Raw genomic sequence first — 19,716 nt, forward strand, 5'->3', positions numbered from 1 at the left:
TCCCCCTGCCCGTCGCATTCGAACGACGTTATTAAGGATTGGGAAAGCAAAACCACGACAGGGTCAACCCGAGCCACGAGCCCCGAGCCTCTGGCCCGGCCCTGTCCCGATACCGAACGGAGGCCATGCCATGAACGGACCCATCTCGAACGCCCCGGCCGAATGCCGGCTCGACCGGATCGTGAACGATCTCGCGCTGCGCTCGGCGATCGCCTACTGGGACAGCCTCAGGGGCAAGCGGCTGGTCCCGGCGCGCATGGCGCTCGACCCGGCGGACCTGCGGCCGATCCTGCGGCAGTCCGCGATCCTGGAGAATCCGCGCCCCGGCACCCTGCGCATCCGACTGGGCGGCGCGCGGATCAGCGCGCTGATGGGGATGGAGGTGCGCGGCCTGCCGCTCAGGGCGCTGTTCGATCTCGCCGATCGCGGGCGTATCACCGCCGAGGTCGAGCGGGCGCTCGAGGAGCCCTCGATCCTTTTGCTCGACGTGGTGTCGCCCGCGCCCCGCCACCAGGGCCAGGAGGTCTTCGCCACCCAGATCGCGATCCTGCCGATGACGGACCGGGACTACTCGATCTCCCGCGCGCTCTACGTGATGGGGGCCCTGCGCGGCGCGGACGGCACCCAGGCGGAGGACATGGCCGAGATGCCGCAGCGCTGGAGCGTGGCGCGGGTGGAGCATGTGCCGGTGCGCGTCGGCGTGCCCGTCCTAACGCCCGGAGCGGCCGACCTGCGGCGCGCGGCGCCTGAACGCCCCCAAGAGACCCACGCGCAGGACGCCGACGAGGACGCCGTCGAGGCGCGCGGTCCGATGGCGCGCGCCCGTTTCCGGGTGATCGAGGGCGGGCTCGCCTGAGCCCGCCCGCGCGGGCCCTCAGCCCGCCGCCCGCAGCGCCTCGCGGCTTTTCTGAAGCTCCTCGGCCACGAGGAACGCCAGTTCCAGCGACTGCGAGGCGTTCAGGCGCGGGTCGCAGGCGGTGTGATAGCGCGAGGACAGATCCTCGTCCGTGAGCGCGCGCATCCCTCCGGTGCACTCGGTCACGTCCTTGCCCGTCATCTCGAAATGCACCCCGCCGGGCACGGTGCCCTCGGCGCGGTGGATCGCGAAGAATTCCTGCACTTCGCGCAGGATCGAATCGAAGGGCCGCGTCTTGTAGCCCGTGGACGACTTGATGACGTTGCCGTGCATCGGATCGCAGGACCAAAGCACCTTCGCGCCCTCCGCCTCGACCGTGCGGATCAGGCGCGGCAGGTGGTCGCCGACCTTGCCCGCGCCGAAACGGGCGATCAGCGTCAGGCGCCCTGCCTCGTTCGCAGGGTTCAGCTTTGCCATCAGGACCTTGAGGTCCTCCTCGGTGGTGGTCGGGCCGCATTTCAGGCCAATGGGGTTCTGCACGCCGCGGCAGAACTCGACATGCGCGCCGTCGGGCTGCCGCGTGCGGTCGCCGATCCAGATCATGTGCCCCGAGCCCGCCAGCCACTTGCCCGACGTGCTGTCGAGACGGCACAGCGCCTCCTCGTATTCCAGCAGAAGCGCCTCGTGGCTGGTGTAGAAATCCACCGTGGACAGCTCGTGGTTCGTCTCGCCGGTCAGCCCCGCCGCGGCCATGAAGTCGAGCGCGTCCTGGATGCGGTTCGCAATCTCGCGGTAGCGCTCGGCGTCGTCGCTGTCGGTGAAGCCGAGCGTCCAGGAATGCACCCGGTGGATGTCGGCGAAACCACCCGTCGAGAAGGCGCGCAGCAGGTTCAGCGAGGCCGCGGCCTGCGTGTAGGCCTGCAGCATCCGGCGCGGATCGGGCATCCGGGCCTCCAGCGTGGGCGCGATGTCGTTGATGATGTCGCCCTTGTAGGACGGCATCTCGACGCCGCCGACCATCTCCATCGGGGCCGAGCGCGGCTTGGCGAACTGCCCGGCCATGCGGCCGACCTTCACCACGGGCACCTTAGCGCCGTAGGTCAGGACCATCGCCATCTGCAGCATCACCTTGAAGGTGTCGCGAATCGTGTCGGCCGAGAACTCGGCAAAGCTTTCGGCGCAGTCGCCGCCCTGCAGCAGGAACGCCTCGCCCCGGCTGGCGGCCGCAAGCTCGGCCTTCAGGCGCCGCGCCTCGCCCGCGAAGACGAGCGGCGGATATTTCGAAAGCTGGGCCTCGGCCTCGGCCAGCGCCGCGGCGTCGGGATAGTCCGGCATCTGGATGCGCGGCTTCGCGCGCCAGTCCGTCTTGGTCCAGCTTCCGGTCGAGGTTCCGGTCGTTGTCCTTGCTGTTGCGGCGGTCATGGCAGGCCTCCTATGGCGTCTCGAGGAGCGTCTATACGCGAGCCGTCACGGCGGGCCAATCCCGCAATTCGGGAGCGACGGGGATTGCTCTCGCTTGGAAATGGTGCTTTCCGTGGAAAACCATTGGAAAGAACCAGTCCGCCACGGCGGTCGGGCCCCAAAGCACGGACGACACACCATGGCCGAACCGATGCGGCGAACCACCGGCGAAAGCCAACCGCGACGCTTCGTGTTCGTCCTGCTCGACCAGTTCACCATGCTGTGCTTCTCCAGCGCCGTCGAGGCGCTCAGGATCGCCAACCGCATGTCGGGACAGGAGCTTTATTCCTGGCGTCTCGTGGGCGAAGGCGGCGACGTCGCGTGGTGTTCGGCCGGGATCGGCTTCCGGCTCGATGGCGACCTCGAGGAGATATCGCGCGACGACACGGTGCTCGTGTGCGGCGGGATCGACGTCGGGGCGGCCACCACGCGCCGGGTCATAAGCTGGCTCCGGCGCGAGGCGCGCAAGGGGGCGGCGATGGGCGGGCTGTGCACGGCGGGCTATTCGCTGGCCAAGGCCGGGCTTCTCGACGGCAGGCGCGCGACCATCCACTGGGAAAACCAGGACAGTTTCTCCGAAGAGTTCCCGGACGTGATCCTGACGAAGTCGGTCTTCGTGATCGACGGCAACCGCATCACCACGGCGGGCGGCACCGCGTCAATCGACCTGATGCTGAAGATCATCGCGGACGAACATGGCGAGGACCTCGCCAATCTCGTCGCCGACCAGCTCATCTACACGTCCATCCGCACCGACCAGGACACCCAGCGGCTGTCGATCCCGACCCGCATCGGCGTCCGCCACCCAAAGCTCGGGCAGGTCATCCGCATGATGGAGCAGAACATCGAGGACCCGATCAGCCCCGCGCAGCTGGCCAAGGAAGTCTCGATGTCCACGCGCCAGCTGGAACGGCTGTTCCGGCGCTACCTCAACCGAAGCCCCAAGCGCTACTACATGGAGCTTCGGCTGGCCAAGGCGCGGAACCTGCTGATGCAGACCGACATGAGCGTCATCAACGTGGCGCTGGCCTGCGGCTTCGCGTCGCCGTCGCATTTCTCCAAGTGCTACAGGGCGCATTACGACACCACCCCCTACCGCGAACGCGGCAGCCACGCCGCGCGCGTGAAGGCCTGAGGCAAGCGGCCGTCAGCCGTCGGTCACGCGGGCGCGGCGTCCGCCCCGCCGCCGTCCCGGGGGCGGGGCGTCCATACCGCCCGCAAGCACCGCGCGCATCGGATGCCCGGCGGGCGCGTCCGCATGGCGCGCCAGAAGCGTCTCGATAAACGGGCGCGGATCGGCGGCCTCCACGCTCAGCGCCCAGTCCACGAAGATCGACCGGCATTCGGCCTCGGTGATGCCCTCGATGTTGAAGGCCTCCCGGATCAGGCCCTTGGGGTCGGCGGGGTCATGTGTCTGGGGCATCTTCGCTCTCCTTCGGCGGGGGCAGCGCGGCGTCGATGATCCGCGCGGCGTCGTCTCGGGCCGTATCCAGGCGCAGGGCCAGTGTCCCGGCATCGGGCGCGCCGGCCCGCTCGGCGAGAAACGCGCGCCCGCCAACCCCGACCTCGGCGGCATCGAGCGCGCCGTCGCTCAGAAGCCGCCCGGACTGGTTCACGCATGCGAAGAGGGCGTGCGCCTCGGCAAGCCTGCCCGCGTCCTCCTGCGAAAGCCAACCCGCCTCGGCGGCCGCGGCAAGCTGGCCCGCGCAACGCCGCTCGGGCACGCCCGCGACAAGCGCGCCGGCCTGCGAGACAAGCTCGATGTCCTGCATCCCGCCCGGCCCCTCCTTGACCGCCCAGGTCGCCCCGCCCCGCCCTGCCGAGGCGATGCGCGCGCGCATGACGGCCGCATCGGCCACGATCGCGTCGCGGTCCGGCACCTTGATGATCACGTCGCGGCGGATCGCCTCGATCTCCTCGGCCAGCGCCGGGTCGCCCGCCAGGACGCGCGCGCGGGTCAGGGCCATGTGCTCCCATGTCCAGGCCTCCTCGCGCTGGTAGCGGTCGAAGGACGACAGCGCGGTCGCCACCGGCCCCTGCCGCCCCGAGGGACGCAGGCGCATGTCCACCTCGTAGAGCTTGCCGGCCGCGGTTGGCGCCGACAGCGCCGTGACCAGCGCCTTCGTCGCCTTGGCGAACCAGTTCCTGGGGTCGATCGGCCTGCGGCCGTCGGTGAACTCCACCCCGCCGGCGTCGTATATCACGATGAGGTCCAGGTCCGAGGCCGCCGTCATCTGGCCCGCCCCGAGGCTGCCCATCGCGACCACGGCCCCGCCACGGCCCGGCGCCGGGCCGTGCTTCTGGGCGATCTGCGCGCAGACGGACGGCCAGAGGGCGGTGACCACCGCATCCGCGAGATCGGTGTAATGCGCCCCCGCCGTCTCGGGCGGGACGAGGCCGCGCAGCTGATGCACGCCGATGCGGAAATGCCATTCGTGCTGCCAGCGCCGCGCGGTGTCGAGCTGCGCCTCGTAGTCCTGACGTTCCATCGCCTCGGACAGCTCGCGCGCCAGTGCGTCCCGGCCCGGCCAGGGTGCGAAGAAGCGTCCGTCGAGGACGGCGTCCAGCACCTCGGAATGACGCGACAGGTAGCGCGACAGGCGCGGCGCGGTGGCCGAGATGTCAACGATCAGGTCCACGAGCGGCGGGTTCGCCTCGAACAGCGAGAAAAGCTGGACGCCGGCGGGAAGGCCGCGCAGGAACCCGTCGAAGTTCTGAAGCGCCTCCAGCGGCCGCGCGGCCCGGTCGAACCGCGCGAGAAATCCCGGCTTCAGCCGCTCGAAGATGGCCTGCCCGCGCGAGGACCGAAGCGCGGCATAACTGGGCCAGCGCGCGACGATGGCTGCGGCCTCCTCGCTGATCTCGGGGGCGGCGGCCTCGCGTTCCGTGGGGGCGAAGAACTCGCCCGTCAGCGCCTCCACACGCTCCAGCCGGTCCGACAGCGCGCGGCGGAACGCCTCCGTGTCGCCCTCGCCGCAGAAACGCGCGAGCCGGTCGAAACCCTCCTGCGACTTTGGCAGGGTGTGGGTCTGCGCGTCGTCGATCATCTGCAGGCGATGTTCGACCTCGCGGTGATGGGCATAGAGGTCGGCCAGTTCGCCCGCCTCCTCGCGCCCGATCCATCCGCCCCGCGCCAGCGCGGCAAGCGCCTTGACCGTGCGGCGGCGCCGCAGCGAGGGATGACGCCCCCCCGCCACCAGCTGCCGCGTCTGGGCGAAGAACTCGATCTCGCGGATGCCGCCCGCGCCGAGCTTGATGTTGTGCCCCTCCAGCGGGATGGCGCCGCCGACGCGCACGAGGCCCTTGTGCTCGCGGATGCGTTTTCGCATGTCCATCGTGTCCTGAACCATCGCGAAGTCGAGATGGCGCCGCCACACGAAGGGCGCGAGCGTCTCGAGAAAGCGCTCGCCGGCCGCGATGTCGCCCGCAGCCGCGCGCGCCTTGATGTAGGCCGACCGCTCCCACGAACGGCCCTCGGCCTCGTAGTAGCGCTCCGCGGCCTCCATCGAGATGCACACCGGCGTCACCGAGGCGTCGGGCCGCAGCCTGAGGTCGGTGCGGAAGACGTAGCCCTCCACGCCGGTCTCCGACAGCGTCGCGGTCATCTTGCGCGTGGCGCGGATGAAGCCCGCGCGCGCCTCCATCACGTCGGCGTCCTCGAAGCGCGTTTCGTCGAACAGGCAGATGAGGTCGATGTCGGAGGAATAATTCAACTCCCCCGCCCCGAGCTTGCCCATGGCCAGCGCCACCATCCCCGCCCCGTCGCGGAACGCGTCCTCCTCGGTCTGGCCGGGGATGCGCCCGCGCCGCGCCTCCTGCGCGACATGGTGGGCGAGCGCCGCCGACATGCAGGCATCGGCGAAGTCCGACCATGCCTGCGTGACCATGTTCAGCGCCCAGACCCCGCCCAGATCGGCAAGCGCCACGATCAGCGCCGCGCGCCGCTTCAGGCGCCGCAGCCCCGAGGCGAGGTCGGCGGCGTCGATCTCGCCCGTCTCGCGGATGATCGCGGCGATCGTGTCCTCTGGCGGCTCGGCCAGAGCGTGGGACAGCCACGGGCCTTCCTTGCGCACAAGTCCCGCAAGATAGGGCGCGCAGCCCGCCGCCCCCTCGACCAGGGCGCGGACCTCCGGCGCGAGGTCGTGGACATGCTCCAGCGCCTCCGCCGCGCGTTCGGGTGAATACGGAATGGGATGCCGCGTGATGCGGGCGGCGAAGCTCACGACGCGCCCGCCCCCGCCTTCGCTGATCGCGCCTGTCTCATGTGTCTCGCCTTTCGGCCTCCCTTGTCCGCCGCGCCGATCCTTGCAAGTGTCCGCCGTCGGGAACAAGGGGCGATGACCATGTCGAAAAACGTGAAGCGGGTGGCGCGGGTGCTGGAGGAGGCTGGGATAGGCGCGGACATCGTCGAGATGCCCGACAGCACCCGCACCGCCGCCGAGGCCGCAGCGGCCGTGGGATGCACGCTCGACCAGATCGCCAAGTCGATCATCTTCCGCGCCGAGGCGCATGGCACGGCGGTCCTGTTCATCACGGCGGGAGGCAACCGGGTGGACGCGGAAAAGGCCAGCGCGCTTGCCGGAGAGCCCCTCGGCAAGGCCGACGCGAGCCTGATCCGGGCCCAGACGGGCTTCGTCATCGGGGGCGTCGCACCCGTGGGCCATCTGAACCCGATCCGCGCGTGGTTCGATCCCCGCCTGCTTGCGTTCGGCACCGTATGGGCGGCGGCGGGCACGCCCCGCCACGTCTTCGCGATCCCGCCGGACGCGCTTCTGCGCCTGTCGGGAGCGGTCGAGGCCGACTTCACCGCCGCCTGAAGGGCGTCAGATCGCCCGCAGCACCGAGCGCGCCGCGCGCAGGCCCGGCGGCTCACCCCCGCGTCCAAGCCTCTGCATCGTCAGCGACATCGCCTCGAGCTGTGCGTCGCGCGCCCGCTCGTCCGAGATGAGGCGCCCGAGCGCATCGGCGATCGGCGCAGGACGGCAGTTCTGCCCGAGAAACTCGGGCACCGCGCGGGTCTCCGACACGAGGTTCACCAGCGTCACGGTATCGACCCGCAGAAGCGCGCCGATGATCCGCCGGCTCAGCCAGCTCATGTCATAGGCGACCACCATCGGCGTCGCGGACGCCGCCAGCTCGAGGCTGACGGTCCCCGAGGCCGCGAGCGCCACGTCTGCCGCCGCGAAGGCCGCGCGCTTTTCGGCGAGGAAGGCCTCGGCAGGCTGTCCGCGCGGATCGAGGACGATGGGCGGGGCGGGCCAGTCCTTCAGCTTGGCGGCAAGCTCGTCCACGACGTTCGCGGTCGCGGGCAGCACGAGGCGCGCGTCCGGGCGGGCGGCCAGCACTGGCCCCAGGGCAGCGCCGAAGACGGGCGCGAGGCGGCCCACCTCGGACCGGCGCGAGCCCGGCAGGACAAGGATCAGCGGATCCTGCGCGCCGATGCCGTGGCGGTCGCGGAACGCCGCCGCCTCCCGCGGGGTGGCCACGGGTTCCGTCGTCACCGGATGGCCGACGAAGTCGCAGCTCATCCCTTCGGCCTCCATGTAGGGCGGCTCGAACGGGAACAGGGCCAGGACGTGGTCGATCGTCCGCGCCATCTTGCGCGCGCGCCCCGGACGCCACGCCCAGACCGTCGGCGCGACGTAGTGGACCGTCGGCACCTGCTCGGCGCGGGCCTTGACCTTCGCCGCCACGCGCAGGGAAAACTCGGGGCTGTCGATGGTGATCAGGGCGTCGGGGTTCAGCCGCACGACGGCCTCCGCGGTCTGCGAGACCCGCGCCAGAAGGCTGCGCAGGCGCGGCAGGATCTCGGTCAGGCCCATCACCGAAAGCTCCTCCATCGGGAAAAGCGACGTCAGCCCCTCGGCCTGCATCAGCGGGCCGCCGATGCCGTGCAGCTCCAGCTCGTCCCCCGAGACCTCGCGCAGCCCCCGGATCAGCGCCGCCCCGAGCCTGTCGCCCGACGCCTCGCCGGCCACGAGGAACAACCGCAGCGTCACGGCGCGGCCCAGAGGGAGAGGCCGGTCTCGGCGCAGGCGGCGAGAACCTCGTCGGGGCCGAGCAGCAGGACCTCACCCGCCGAGATCTCGATCCCTCGAAGGCCCGCGCGCGCGGCGGCGCGGACTGTTTCGGGTCCGATCGCGGGCATGTCGAGGCGCAGGTCCTGCCCCGCCTTAGGACGCTTCACCAGAACCCCGCCGCTGTCGGGCGCGGTTTCGGCCACGAAGCGCAGCATGGCGTCCGTCCCTTGCAGCGTCTCGATGCCCAGAACCTGCCCGCGTGCCGCGACCGCGCCCTGCCCCACGTCGAGCGGCCCGAGCGCGTCGAGCACGGCGCGCGCGCGGGCGACGTCGGCCTCCGGCAGGGGCGCACCCGCAAGGCGGCCGGGCCTCGCCACGAGGTCTCCCCGCACCTCGCGCGCGCCAAGAACGGCAAGGCCGCGCTCCTCGAACAGCGCCGCGACATCGCGCAGGAGCGCGTCGTCCCCGCGTGACATCGCCTGCATCAGCCGGGGTACGAGCGCCTTCGTGACCTCGTCCATCGCCGCAGGGTCGAGGGGCGGGCGTGTCATCGCGCCGGCAAAGCACACGTCGCGCACGCCTGCAGCGGCGAGATCGGCGAATAGCTGCCCCAGACGTTCGAACCGCGCATCGATCCGGCCCGCGCCCTGCGCCGCGACCGGGACCCCGGCGAAGGCCACCACATAGGCAGGCCCCGCCTCCAGGAGGAGGTCGGGCAGGACGCCCCTGCCCGCGACGATCGCCCGTTCGGGTCCGCGAGGCGCCACGCCCTCAGCCCGGCGTCAGGTAGGAACGGTCGGAATCGCCCAGCACGAACTCGACGATCTCGCGGACGTAGTCCGACCGGCCCTCGTCGCTTTCGCCGAGGCGGCGGGCGCGGTCCTGGAAGGCGCCCTCGCCCTGCGCCAGCGCCTGGAAGGCGGCGCGCAGGGCGGTGATGTCGGCACGGTCCACGCCGCGCCGCTTCAGCCCCACGAGGTTCAACCCGTCGAGGACGCCGCGCGGCCCCTGCACGAGGCCGTAGGGGATCACGTCGTTCGTCACCATCGTGACCGCACCGATGATCGCGCCGCGCCCGATCCGCACGAACTGGTGCACGCCGGACAGGCCGCCCACGATCACGTCGTCGTCGATCACGCAATGCCCCGCGATCGCGGCGTTGTTCACGAGGATCACCCGGTCGCCGATGCGCACGTCATGGGCGACGTGCGCGCCGGCCATGAACAGCCCGTCGTCGCCCACCCGCGTCACGCCACCGCCGCCCGACGTGCCGGTGTTCATCGTCACGCCCTCGCGGATGCGGTTGCGCCGCCCAACGACCAGCCGCGACTTCTCGCCCGCGTATTTCAGGTCCTGCGGGATGTCGCCGATGTTGGCGAAGGGAAAGATCTGGGTCTCGTCGCCGATCTCGGTCCAGCCGGTGACGATGGCGTGCGACCTCATCATGACGCCGCGCCCAAGCGTGACGTCCGCGCCGACCACGCAGAACGGCCCGATCTCGCAGTCCGGGCCGACATGCGCCCCGTCCTCGATCACCGCCGAGGGATGTATGCGTGCCGAGGGATCGACGCTCATTCCGAGGCCCCGTCCCCGGCCGGCGCGTCCGCTGTCATGTCCATCATCGCGGTGAACTCGCATTCCGCCGCAAGCTCGCCCTCCACGGTGGCGCGGCCCTGGAACTTCCAGACCTTGCCGCCGGGCTTGCCGCGCGTGACCGAGATCGCCAATTCAAGCACGTCGCCCGGCACCACCTTGCGCCGGAACTTCGCGCGGTCGATCCCCATGAAGTAGACCAGAAGATCGCGGTCCGCGTAGTTCGAGGACACGCCCACCATCACCGCTGCGGTCTGGGCCATCGCCTCGACGATGGTCACGCCCGGCATGATCGGGACGCCGGGGAAGTGGCCCTGGAAATGCGGCTCGTTGCAGGTGACGTTCTTGATCCCCGTGGCCGAGACGAAGGGGACGATGTCGCGCACCTTGTCGATCATCAGGAACGGGTAGCGGTGCGGCAGAAGCCGCTGGATCATCTGGATGTCGGCGCTGGTCGGGACGGTCTCGGCGGCTTGGGTCATGCGGACGCTCTCTTTCGTGCTCGATCGGCCGGGATGCGCGGTCACGCGCCCCTGGGCTTCCCGCGGGATTATCAACAAGCCGACGCAGCGGCAAGGCGCGCACGGGTCAGTCCGCCGCGCCTTCCGTGTCCGGCAACGGGGAGGTCAGCGGAGCATCGGCCGACGCACCGCCCTCGACGGAAATGATCGGCTCGGCCCCGCCATCGCCTAGGGTCGCGTCGATCTCGGCGATGGCAGTCTCGGTGATGTCGACCCGGTCCGCGGACAGAAGCACGGCGCGGCTGTCCATCAGGACGGCGGCGCCGCGGTCGCGCACGATTTCGAGAAGCACGGGGGCTGCGCGCTCGAAGAACTGCACCTGCGCGGTGTCCGCCTGTTCCGAGATGTCGCGGGCCTTTGCCTCCTGCGCGGCGCGGATCGCCTCGACGCGGGCGTCGAACTCGTCGGCCAGCCTGCGGAATTCCTCGGGCGTGAGCGTGTCGCGCAACTCCGTCAGGTCCAGCTCCTCGGCCGTAAGCCGCGCCTCGATGCGGCGGTTCTCGGCGGAAAGCTCGGCCGAGGCAGCCTCCAGCTCGCGCTGGATGCGCTGGCCATAGAGGCTTTGGGCGATCAGCCGCTCCTGGTTGACGACAAGGACGCCTGCCCCGGGTTGCGCCGGATCCTGCGCCTGCGCGACGGATGCAGCAAGCGCAAGGGCCGCCGCGGCGAGGAGACGCCCGAGCCGTTTCGGGACGCTTGCGCCGGGGCGCGTCACGACCGGCTCAGAAGCGGGTTTCGACCGTGAAGTCGAAGTCGCGCGTCCGGTCATAGGGCTGCTTCTGAAGGGCGCGGCTGAAGTTGAAGCGGAGCGGGCCAAGCGCCGTGTCCCAGAACACCGAGAAGCCGACGGCCGAGCGCCAGTAAAGGTCGTCGTCCACGGTGTTGCCGCCGAAGCCCGCCGTGTTGTCGAGGCCCCAGACCGACCCGATGTCGTAGAAGACGCCGCCGGAAATTCCGTATTCCTCTGGCAGGCCGAGCGGGAAGGACGCCTCGAGCCGCGCCACGGCGAAGTAGTTGCCGCCAAGCGCATCGTCGTTCGGCGCACCGGTGTCGCGCGGGCCGAGGCCGAAGGAATCGAAGCCGCGCATCTGCCTGGAGTTCAGGAAGAAGCGGTCGTTGTAGTGGCTGTCGCCATTGAGCGATTCGACCATGCCGCCCTCGACGGTCGCGCGCAGAGTGACCTCTTCGCGCATCACCGCACGCTCCGCGATGGCGAGCGCGCGCGCCCGCAGATATTCAGCGTCGCCGCCGAGGCCCGCGTATTCGCCAGCCAGCTCGAGGCGGACACCGGCGTTGGGATTGAGGCCCGTATCGCGGTTGTCGAAGGCGTAGCGCAGCTCGACCGCCGAGGTGATGCGATCCCCAGCGTCGCCGGTGATGATCGGCGAGGAGTTAGCAAGCGCCTCGTCGCCGAAGATCAGCTCGCGGCGGTTGATGTTGTAGCTGAGGGCGAAGCGGCCATTCTCGCTTGCCGGGAAGCTGAACGTGGTGCCGAAGCCGTAATCCTCCGTGTCGAAGGACCGGTCCTGAGCCTGCGTCTGCTCGTAGAAGGCGTTGAAGCCGAGGCCAACGTCGCGCGCGAGGAAATTCGGCTCGTTGAAGGCGAAGGTGAAGCTCTGGCCACCCTCGACCGTGCTGAGCCCGAAGCGCAGGCTCTGCCCACGTCCGAGGAAGTTCCGCTCGGAGAAGTTGACGGCGAAACCGGCGCCTGCGTCGGTCGAGTAGTTGAGCGAGAAGCCGAGCGAACCGGTGGGCTGCTCCTCGACGTTGACGTCGACCACGACCTGGTCGGGCGAGGACCCGGGACGCCCTTCGACGGCCACGTCCGCGAAGAAGCCCGTGGCGCGGATGCGCTCGGCGGCCTGGCGCACGGCGCGCGGATCGAAGGGGTCGCCCTCGACGGTGTCGAACTGGCGGCGAATCACGCGGTCGAGCGTGGTCGCGTTGCCCTCGATGTCGATCCGCTCAACGAAGACGCGCTCGCCGGGGGTGATCACGAACTCGACGTCGAGCGTCAGGTCCTGCGGGTTCCGGGTGATGCGCGGCTCGATGCGGACGAAGCGCAGGCCCTCCTGCGTCGCGAGGTTCTCCATCCGGGTGATGGCGGTGTCGACGAGGCGGGGCGAGTAGGTCACGCCCTCGCGGATGCGCAGGGTCGCGGCATACTCCTCGGCCGGGGCCTCGAAGATCTCGGAGGTGACGGTGATGTCGCCGAAACTGAAGCTCTGGCCCTCGCGGATGTTGAAGGTCACGAAGTAGGCGTCGCGCGCGCGGCTGAGCTCGGGCGTGACGGACAGCACCTCGAAGTCGACATAGCCGCGGTCGAGGTAGAAATCGGTCAGCAGCTGCCGGTCGAGCGCGATGCGGTCCTCGATGAAGGTGTCCGAGCGGATCAGGATCGAGAACAGCCCGGCCTGCGTGCTTTCGAGGACGCGGCGCAGGCGGCGATCTGAATATTCGCGGTTGCCAACGAAAGCGATGCGCTGCGTCTCGACGACGCGCCCCTCGGTCACTTCGAAGACGAGGTCGACGCGATTCTCGCCGCGGCGGATGATGACGGGGTTAACCGTGGCTGTCAGGCGGCCCGACATGCGGTAGGCCTCGGCGATCGCTGCGGCGTCCTGCTCGGCGGTTGCGGGGGAGTAGACGCGGCGCGTCTGCGATTGCAGCGTCGCCATGAGGGCGTCGTCGTCGAGGCGGCGATTGCCTTCGATCGCGATGCGGTTGATCGTGGGATATTCGCGCACCTGGATCACGAGCGTATTGCCGCGCGGAATGACCTCGACCTGTTCGAAAAGTCCCGTGGCCTGAATGTTCTGCAGCGCGTCGTTGACCTGCGCGGCGGACACGGCGGTGCCGGGTGCGATGCCGGCGTAGGTCAGGATCGCCTCGTCGCTTATGCGCTGATTGCCCTCGACGAGGAAGCTGGAGAACCGGAAGGACTGCGCGTGCGCCGCCGGCGCGGTCGCGGTGAGGGTCATGGCCGTCAGCGAGGCGATGGCAGCACCTTGCAGAGGAACCATGAGCATGGCGGTCAGGACCGCCGACGATACGCGCACTTGTCGGATCATCGAATCCAACCCCTTGGTTTTCCCTGCAGACGCAATCTGCGTATCGGAGGGATATGGGGTTGTCAAAACGATGATGCACAGGATGTGGACACGGGCGCCCGTTTTTCGGGACCTGTGTCGAATCCGATACGTCGGCGGAGAATCGCGGACCGTATGAAAAAAGGATGAAGAAGTGAGCGGTTCCGGCAGGTGGAGGCCGTCGGCCGTGCCGCTGCGAGGGGCGCGGGCGGTCCGGTCAGCGCACTGAGCGGCGCCGCCCTGGCGCGCTCAGAACGCCTGGAGGAGCGACACGAGCCATGCCGCCAGCGTCAGGGACGCAACGATAAGGACCGGCATCAGGAAGCGGTCGGTGTTGATGGCCACGACGAGCGAAAGGCCACGGTAGCTTTCGTTGAGGAATTTCATCTCGCGCTCCCGCCTTCTTGGCATGGGCTCCATTTCAGTGGCGAGAAATGCCCTCCGATTGTGGCGCCTTTGGGACCGGGCGAAGGACTTTTTTGGGTGCGCGCCGGCCTTGCCCGCGCGACACCGCGCGCCGGGGTCAGGGGCAGAAGATGTCGTTTGTCAGCGCAAAGAGCATCAGCGACAGAAGCAGCGTGAGGCCCGCCGTCATGAACACCCGAAGCGCCTTTTCCGACGGGGGTTTGCCCGAGACCGCCTCGTAGGCGTGGAACAGCAGGTGTCCCCCGTCCAGGACCGGGATCGGGAACAGGTTCAGCAATCCCACCGCGGTCGACAGGACGGCGATGAACCAGATGAAGTCGTCGATGCCCTGGCTCGCGGCGGCCCCGCTCGTCTCGGCGATTCCGATCGGGCCCTGCAGGTTGCACGACGAAATCGCGCCGGTGATCATGTGCCACAGCCCCGACAGCGAGGACCGGATGATGAAGCCCGTCTGCTCCACCCCGGACCACAGCGCGTCGCCCGGCCCCACGCGCACCGTCTCGGGCGAGAAGATGAGGCCTCCGGTGATCCCGATGAGCCAGCGTGTCTCGAAGCCGCCATCTGCGGTCGGCAGGTCGGTGCGCCTCGGGCTGAGCGTGACGTCCACCACCTCCCCTTCGCGCCAGACCGACAGCGAAAGCGGGGCCCCTCCGCTTGCGTCGACCGCGTCGCGCAGCTGCGAAAACGCGTTGATGGCCGTGCCGTCGACGGCGCGGATCACGTCGCCCTCCTGCAGGCCCGCGGCCATGGCGGCCGATTGCGGTGCGACCGACTGCACGATCGGCAAGAGCGGGAAGGAGGCCGCGATCTCGGACGTGGCGCCGTCACGCTCGACGACATAGGCCACGGTCCGCGACGGCTCGAGGTCGCGGGCAACGGTGTAGACGTCGGCAAGCGTGTCGACGGGCCTCCCCTCGATCGAGGTGATGAGGTCGCCCGCCCGAAGCGTCGCCATCTCCGCCGGCAGCGCCGCGGGCTCGCCCACCACGGGCGCCTCGGCGGGGCGCCCCGCAAGCATCAGGACGGACGCGAAGATCAGGATCGACAGGATGAAGTTGAACACGGGGCCAGCAGCGACCGTCGCCGACCGCGCCCAGAGCGGCGCGCCGTGCATCGAGCGGCGGCGTTCGTCCATGTCGAGCGCATCGATGGCGGCGGCGTCAACGCCGCTTGCCGCGTCGGCGTCACCGAGGAACTTGACGTAGCCGCCGAAGGGAAGCGCCGCGATCTGCCAGCGCGTTCCGTGCCTGTCGGTGCGGGAGAACAGGACGGGGCCGAAGCCGATGGAAAACACCTCGGCGTGGATGCCGGACCAACGGCCGACGATGTAGTGGCCGTATTCGTGGATCGCCACGATGATCGAAAGCGCCGCGATGAAGGCGACGAGCGTAAAGGCCAGACCTCCGAAATCGGGAATGAATTCCATGTGTCAGGCCGTCTCCCGTGTTGCGATCACCGCCGTCGCGCGTTTCCGTGCCATTTGGTCCACCGCCAGCACTTCCTCAAGGTCGGATGGCGGAATTGTCAGGCCAAAATCCGACGACATTGCGTCAAGGGTCGCCTCGACCACGCCGGACATGTCCATGAAGCCGATGCGCCCCGCGAGAAACCCGTCGAGCGCGACCTCCTTGGCCGCGTTGAAGACGCAGCCCGCGCGCCCACCCGTCTCCATCACCGCGCGCGCGATGGCAAGGGCGGGATAGCGCCGCGGATCGGGGGCGCGGAATTCAAGCGTCGCGATCTGCGCGAGATCGATGCGCGCCACCGGCAGGTCGCGCCGGTCCGGCCAGTTCAGGGCGTAGCCGATCGCGTGGCGCATGTCCGGCGCGCCGAGATGCGCCATCAGCGCCCCGTCGCAGAAACCGACCAGCGCGTGCACGATGGATTGCGGATGGATCACGGCCTCGATCCGGTCGGGGTCCACGCCGAAGAACTCCCGCGTCTCGATCAGCTCCATCGCCTTGTTGAACATCGAGGCGCTGTCGATCGTGATGCGCTGGCCCATCTCCCAGTTGGGATGCGCGCCCGCATCGGCGACGCTCGCCGCGCTCAGCGCCTCGAGGGGCCAGTCGCGCAGGCCGCCGCCAGACGCGGTCACGATGATCTTCTCGACGCAGGAGATGTCCTCGCCCACGAGGCCCTGGAAGATCGCCGAATGCTCGCTGTCCACGGGCAGGATGGTTGCGCCGTGCCTGCGCGCCTCGGCCAGCAGGAGCGGCCCGGCGGTGACGAGGCTTTCCTTGTTGGCGAGCGCCAGCGTCGTGCCGTGGCGCAGTGCGCGGAAGCCCGGCGCAAGGCCGGCTGCGCCCACGATGGCCGACATGATCCAGTCGGCGGGGCGGTCCGCGGCCTCGACCAGCGCCTGCGGCCCGGCCGCGGCCTCGATGCCCGTGCCGGCGAGGGCCGCGCGCAGGTCGTCGAGCCGCTCGTCGAAGGCCGTCACCGCGACCTCCGCGCCAAGCCGCCTTGCGTCGCTGGCCAGCTGCGCGATGTTGGCGCCGCCGGTCAGCGCGACCACGCGGTAGTCCTGCGGCGCGCGCGCGATCAGGTCGAGCGTGTTCTGCCCGATCGACCCCGTCGCCCCGAAGACGCTGACCTTGCGCACGGCGTTCCTTTCAGACCGAACCGGACGGAAAGCTCGAGACGCTTTCCACCACAAGCAGGAGCAGCGAGGCGCCGAGCATCCCGTCGAAGCGGTCCCAGAGCCCGCCGTGCCCCGGCAGAAGGCGCGAGCTGTCCTTTACGCCCGCGCGCCGCTTCACCGCCGATTCCGCGATGTCGCCCATCTGGCTCGCCATGCTGAGCGCGACCGAGATCGCGATCAGCTCGGGCCCCATCCCGGTCACGGCCATGAAGGCCCAGCCCACCAGCCCCGCCGCGATCCAGCCCGCCACGGTCCCCGACCACGTCTTCTTGGGACTGACGCGCGGCCAGAATTTCGGCCCGCCCACGGCGCGCCCGGCGAAATAGCCGCCGATGTCGGTGACGGCCACGACGAGGATCAGCCAGAACATCCATGTCAGGCCGAACGTGTCGCGATGGGTGATGAGGCCGAAGCTCGCCAGCATGATGAGGGTCGTGATCACGAGGAAAAGCGTGCGGTTGCGCGTCAGCGCGCCGAAGCCCGCAAGCCCCGTCAGCGTCAGAAGCGGCAGACCGAGGCCCACGGGCACGAGCTTGGCCGCCAGAAGCAGCGCGCCCCCAAGGATGCCGAGCGCGAGGCTGGCCCGGCGGGATGCGCCCAGCATCCGCGACAGCTCCCACACCAGCACGCCCACGATGCACGCCACGAGGCCCGTGAACCACGGATAGCCCGCCCACACCGCCGCCAGCCCCACGGCCGCGACGGCGGCCCCGGTCGTGATGCGGGTGGCAAGATCGGAGAAGCTGCCTCGCGAGAGGGACATCTGCCTCAGACCGGCACCGCGCCGAAGCGACGCTCGCGCTTGCCGAAGCGTGCGAGGATGCGGGCCAGCTCGTCGGGCGTGAAGTCAGGCCAGAGGGTGTCCACGAACTCGTATTCCGAATATGCGGACTGCCACAGCAGGAAGTTCGAGATGCGCGCCTCGCCGCTGGTGCGGATCACGAGGTCGGGATCGGGCAGCACGTAGGTGTCGAGGTAGCGCGGGAAGGTCTCATCGGTGATCGACATCGGGTCGAGCTTGCCGGCCTGCACGTCCTGACCGAGCCTGCGCGCGGCGCGCGCCACCTCGTCGCGGCCGCCGTAGTTGATCGCGATGGTCAGGTTGACGCCGTCGTTGCCGGCCGTCATCAGTTCCAGCCCGTCCATCAGGTCGACCAGTGCCGGCTCGAGGCGGACGCGGTCGCCGATGAAGCGCACGCGCACGTTCTCCTCGAACAGCGAAGCCGCCTCGCGCCGGATGTAGCGCTTGAACAGCTTCATGAGGCCCGCCACCTCGGTCTGGGTCCGGCGCCAGTTCTCGGTCGAGAAGGCGAAGATCGTCAGGTATCCGACGCCGAGATCGGGACAGGCCCTGACGATGTCCTTGACCCGCCGCGCGCCCTCGTGGTGCCCGAAAAGCCGGGGACGGCCGCGCAGCTGGGCCCAGCGGCCGTTTCCGTCCATGATGATCGCCACGTGGGTCGGCGTCTGGTCTGTCATAGGCTGGGCAATCCTCGTTCCTGCAAGATACCGGTGCGCGCGGTGGCCGCGGGCGCTTCGGCCGGGAGCCTTGGCGCAGCAATGTGGCACGAGCACGACGGCCCGCGCCGGATCTCACACCTGCATGATCTCCGCCTGTTTCGACTCCAGCGCCTGATCGACCTTGGCGATATGCGCGTCGGTCATCTCCTGCACCTCGGCCTCCCAGAGCTTCTGGTCGTCCTCGGACATCCCCTGCCCCTTCGCCTTCTTGATCCGGTCCATCCCGTCGCGGCGGACATTGCGGATCGCGACGCGGGCGTGTTCGGCATACTGCGCGGCCACCTTCGTCAACTCGCGGCGCCGCTCCTCGTTCAGCTCGGGGATCGGCAGCATGATGATCGTGCCGTTGAGCTGCGGGTTGATGCCGAGGCCGCTTTCGCGGATCGCCTTCTCGACCTTGCCGACCATCGACTTGTCCCAGACGTTGATCGTGACCATCCGCGGCTCCGGCACGTTCACCGTTCCGACCTGGTTGATCGGCGTCGGCTGGCCGTAGGCATCCACCATCACAGGGTCCAGCATCTGAGCCGAGGCGCGCCCCGTGCGCAGCGACGCGAACTCGGTCCTGAGCGAGGTCAGCGCCCCGTCCATCCGCCTTTGAAGGTCGTCGACATCGATATCCAGCTCGTCGTCTTCCGCCATGTCAGCAGCCCGCTCTCTCTCGTTGTTTTGGTGGTGATACCCCGGCGGGGGCAAAGATTCCAGAACTCGATTGCCCGCGGCGGAACATGCCGATCCAGGCCCCGGGCGCCCTGCGCTCACTGCACCTTGGTGTAGGTGCCCATCCCCGCAAGGATACCGCGGAAACCGCCCGGCTCGTCGAGGCTGAAGACGATGATCGGCACGTCGTTCTCGCGCGCCAGCGCGATGGCGCTGGCGTCCATCACGCCCAGGTGCTGCGCCAGCACCTCGTCGTAGCTGACCGTGTCGTAGCGCCGGGCGTCGTCGTGCTTGTTGGGGTCCTTGTCGTAGACGCCGTCGACCTTCGTGCCCTTGAAGATCGCCTCGCACTTCATCTCGTTGGCGCGGAGCGTGGCGGCGGTGTCCGTCGTGAAGTAGGGATTGCCCGTGCCTGCCGCGAAGATCACCACGCGCCCCTTCTCGAGGTGGCGCACGGCGCGGCGGCGGATGTAGGGCTCGCAGACCTGGTCCATGGGAATGGCGCTGATCACGCGGGTGTAGACGCCCATGGATTCAAGCGCCGACTGCATGGCGAGCGCGTTCATCACCGTGGCGAGCATCCCCATGTAGTCCGCCGTGGTGCGCTCCATCCCCTGCGCGCTGCCCTGAAGGCCGCGGAAGATGTTGCCCCCGCCGATGACCATGCAGATCTCCACGCCGAGATCGCTCACCGACTTGACCTCGCGTGCGATGCGCTCGACCGTCGGCGGGTGCAGACCGAAGCCCTGGTCGCCCATCAGCGCCTCGCCCGAGATCTTCAGCATGACGCGTCCGTATTTCGGCTTGACCGACTGGGCCGTTTGCGGGGCCGGGCCCTCGGTGGTCTGCGGATCGGTGTCGGGCATGGGGCGCGGGGTCCTGTGGCTGGGGTGCGGCGGCGGGCAAGGCAGTTGCGGTGGCCGCA

At 69.5% G+C, this 19,716-nt stretch carries 19 protein-coding genes; 3 read left to right on the top strand and 16 right to left on the bottom strand.

The features are described from left to right. Positions 1-130: 130 nt before the first annotated feature. Entirely contained in the window at positions 131-856 is a 726-nt protein-coding gene (locus P6F26_RS07920) for a PAS domain-containing protein (RefSeq protein ID WP_278028131.1), read from the top strand. Positions 857-874: 18 nt separating this feature from the next. On the opposite strand, the gene P6F26_RS07925 is transcribed toward P6F26_RS07920, so the two are convergent. Next, complete coding sequence (locus P6F26_RS07925; RefSeq protein WP_278028132.1) at positions 875-2,278, bottom strand: class II 3-deoxy-7-phosphoheptulonate synthase; 1,404 nt, start codon at positions 2,276-2,278, stop codon at positions 875-877. 178 nt (positions 2,279-2,456) lie between these two features. Between P6F26_RS07925 and P6F26_RS07930 the strand changes: the two genes are divergently transcribed. Next, positions 2,457-3,452 carry a GlxA family transcriptional regulator gene (locus tag P6F26_RS07930; RefSeq protein WP_278028133.1) on the top strand — a complete coding sequence of 332 codons (996 nt, stop codon included), beginning with the start codon at positions 2,457-2,459 and terminating at the stop codon, positions 3,450-3,452. A 12-nt stretch (positions 3,453-3,464) separates the two neighbouring features. On the opposite strand, the gene P6F26_RS07935 is transcribed toward P6F26_RS07930, so the two are convergent. Continuing rightward, positions 3,465-3,740, bottom strand: coding sequence for a hypothetical protein (locus tag P6F26_RS07935; protein ID WP_278028134.1), 276 nt, complete (start codon positions 3,738-3,740; stop codon positions 3,465-3,467). Beyond that, positions 3,724-6,540, bottom strand: coding sequence for a bifunctional [glutamate--ammonia ligase]-adenylyl-L-tyrosine phosphorylase/[glutamate--ammonia-ligase] adenylyltransferase (gene glnE, locus P6F26_RS07940; RefSeq protein WP_278028135.1), 2,817 nt, complete (start codon positions 6,538-6,540; stop codon positions 3,724-3,726). The genes P6F26_RS07935 and glnE overlap by 17 nt, the downstream gene beginning before the upstream one ends. A gap of 120 nt (positions 6,541-6,660) precedes the next feature. Here glnE and P6F26_RS07945 point away from each other — a divergent pair, with 120 nt between their 5' ends. Continuing rightward, the gene (locus P6F26_RS07945; protein WP_278028261.1) at positions 6,661-7,134 is read left to right on the top strand and encodes a YbaK/EbsC family protein; all 474 of its coding nucleotides are present in this window, start codon (positions 6,661-6,663) and stop codon (positions 7,132-7,134) included. A 6-nt stretch (positions 7,135-7,140) separates the two neighbouring features. Here P6F26_RS07945 and lpxB read toward each other — a convergent pair whose 3' ends face one another. From lpxB to pyrH, 13 genes are all read right to left on the bottom strand, one after another. Then, positions 7,141-8,310, bottom strand: coding sequence for a lipid-A-disaccharide synthase (gene lpxB / locus P6F26_RS07950; RefSeq protein ID WP_278028262.1), 1,170 nt, complete (start codon positions 8,308-8,310; stop codon positions 7,141-7,143). 2 nt (positions 8,311-8,312) lie between these two features. Then, the gene (locus tag P6F26_RS07955; RefSeq protein ID WP_278028136.1) at positions 8,313-9,104 is read right to left on the bottom strand and encodes an LpxI family protein; all 792 of its coding nucleotides are present in this window, start codon (positions 9,102-9,104) and stop codon (positions 8,313-8,315) included. A 4-nt stretch (positions 9,105-9,108) separates the two neighbouring features. Further along, complete coding sequence (lpxA, locus tag P6F26_RS07960) at positions 9,109-9,912, bottom strand: acyl-ACP--UDP-N-acetylglucosamine O-acyltransferase (protein ID WP_278028137.1); 804 nt, start codon at positions 9,910-9,912, stop codon at positions 9,109-9,111. Continuing rightward, positions 9,909-10,412, bottom strand: a complete 504-nt coding sequence (gene fabZ, locus P6F26_RS07965; protein WP_278028138.1) for a 3-hydroxyacyl-ACP dehydratase FabZ — start codon at positions 10,410-10,412, stop codon at positions 9,909-9,911. The genes lpxA and fabZ overlap by 4 nt, the downstream gene beginning before the upstream one ends. Before the next feature lie 106 nt (positions 10,413-10,518). Continuing rightward, a complete protein-coding gene (locus tag P6F26_RS07970; RefSeq protein ID WP_278028139.1) occupies positions 10,519-11,166 on the bottom strand; it encodes an OmpH/Skp family outer membrane protein in 648 nt (215 codons plus the stop codon). Positions 11,167-11,173: 7 nt separating this feature from the next. Beyond that, entirely contained in the window at positions 11,174-13,522 is a 2,349-nt protein-coding gene (gene bamA, locus P6F26_RS07975) for an outer membrane protein assembly factor BamA (RefSeq protein ID WP_278028140.1), read from the bottom strand. A 267-nt stretch (positions 13,523-13,789) separates the two neighbouring features. Further along, positions 13,790-13,927, bottom strand: a complete 138-nt coding sequence (locus P6F26_RS07980) for a hypothetical protein (protein WP_278028141.1) — start codon at positions 13,925-13,927, stop codon at positions 13,790-13,792. A gap of 136 nt (positions 13,928-14,063) precedes the next feature. Further along, complete coding sequence (rseP, locus tag P6F26_RS07985) at positions 14,064-15,392, bottom strand: RIP metalloprotease RseP (protein ID WP_278028142.1); 1,329 nt, start codon at positions 15,390-15,392, stop codon at positions 14,064-14,066. Positions 15,393-15,395: 3 nt separating this feature from the next. Further along, positions 15,396-16,571, bottom strand: coding sequence for a 1-deoxy-D-xylulose-5-phosphate reductoisomerase (dxr, locus tag P6F26_RS07990; protein WP_278028143.1), 1,176 nt, complete (start codon positions 16,569-16,571; stop codon positions 15,396-15,398). A 10-nt stretch (positions 16,572-16,581) separates the two neighbouring features. Further along, positions 16,582-17,373, bottom strand: coding sequence for a phosphatidate cytidylyltransferase (locus P6F26_RS07995; RefSeq protein WP_278028144.1), 792 nt, complete (start codon positions 17,371-17,373; stop codon positions 16,582-16,584). Positions 17,374-17,378: 5 nt separating this feature from the next. Further along, entirely contained in the window at positions 17,379-18,089 is a 711-nt protein-coding gene (uppS, locus tag P6F26_RS08000) for a polyprenyl diphosphate synthase (RefSeq protein WP_278028145.1), read from the bottom strand. Between the two features lie 114 nt (positions 18,090-18,203). Beyond that, positions 18,204-18,773: a ribosome recycling factor gene (gene frr, locus P6F26_RS08005; protein WP_278028146.1), complete on the bottom strand. Its 570-nt coding sequence runs from the start codon at positions 18,771-18,773 to the stop codon at positions 18,204-18,206. 116 nt (positions 18,774-18,889) lie between these two features. Further along, positions 18,890-19,576 carry a UMP kinase gene (gene pyrH, locus P6F26_RS08010; protein WP_278028263.1) on the bottom strand — a complete coding sequence of 229 codons (687 nt, stop codon included), beginning with the start codon at positions 19,574-19,576 and terminating at the stop codon, positions 18,890-18,892. Positions 19,577-19,716 lie beyond the last annotated feature (140 nt).

The sequence above is a fragment of the Roseicyclus salinarum genome (genome assembly GCF_029624655.1).
In the GTDB taxonomy this organism is placed as follows: Bacteria; Pseudomonadota; Alphaproteobacteria; order Rhodobacterales; family Rhodobacteraceae; genus Roseibacterium; species Roseibacterium salinarum.

Coding starts and splice junctions, on each gene's coding strand:
- fabZ (WP_278028138.1), bottom strand. CDS start 10,412: ATGACCCAAGCCGCCGAGACCGTCCCGACCAGCGCCGACATCCAGATG.
- P6F26_RS07945 (WP_278028261.1), top strand. CDS start 6,661: ATGTCGAAAAACGTGAAGCGGGTGGCGCGGGTGCTGGAGGAGGCTGGG.
- uppS (WP_278028145.1), bottom strand. CDS start 18,089: ATGACAGACCAGACGCCGACCCACGTGGCGATCATCATGGACGGAAAC.
- bamA (WP_278028140.1), bottom strand. CDS start 13,522: ATGATCCGACAAGTGCGCGTATCGTCGGCGGTCCTGACCGCCATGCTC.
- P6F26_RS07935 (WP_278028134.1), bottom strand. CDS start 3,740: ATGCCCCAGACACATGACCCCGCCGACCCCAAGGGCCTGATCCGGGAG.
- lpxA (WP_278028137.1), bottom strand. CDS start 9,912: ATGAGCGTCGATCCCTCGGCACGCATACATCCCTCGGCGGTGATCGAG.
- P6F26_RS07930 (WP_278028133.1), top strand. CDS start 2,457: ATGGCCGAACCGATGCGGCGAACCACCGGCGAAAGCCAACCGCGACGC.
- P6F26_RS07980 (WP_278028141.1), bottom strand. CDS start 13,927: ATGAAATTCCTCAACGAAAGCTACCGTGGCCTTTCGCTCGTCGTGGCC.
- frr (WP_278028146.1), bottom strand. CDS start 18,773: ATGGCGGAAGACGACGAGCTGGATATCGATGTCGACGACCTTCAAAGG.
- P6F26_RS07925 (WP_278028132.1), bottom strand. CDS start 2,278: ATGACCGCCGCAACAGCAAGGACAACGACCGGAACCTCGACCGGAAGC.
- P6F26_RS07920 (WP_278028131.1), top strand. CDS start 131: ATGAACGGACCCATCTCGAACGCCCCGGCCGAATGCCGGCTCGACCGG.
- pyrH (WP_278028263.1), bottom strand. CDS start 19,576: ATGCTGAAGATCTCGGGCGAGGCGCTGATGGGCGACCAGGGCTTCGGT.
- P6F26_RS07995 (WP_278028144.1), bottom strand. CDS start 17,373: ATGTCCCTCTCGCGAGGCAGCTTCTCCGATCTTGCCACCCGCATCACG.
- rseP (WP_278028142.1), bottom strand. CDS start 15,392: ATGGAATTCATTCCCGATTTCGGAGGTCTGGCCTTTACGCTCGTCGCC.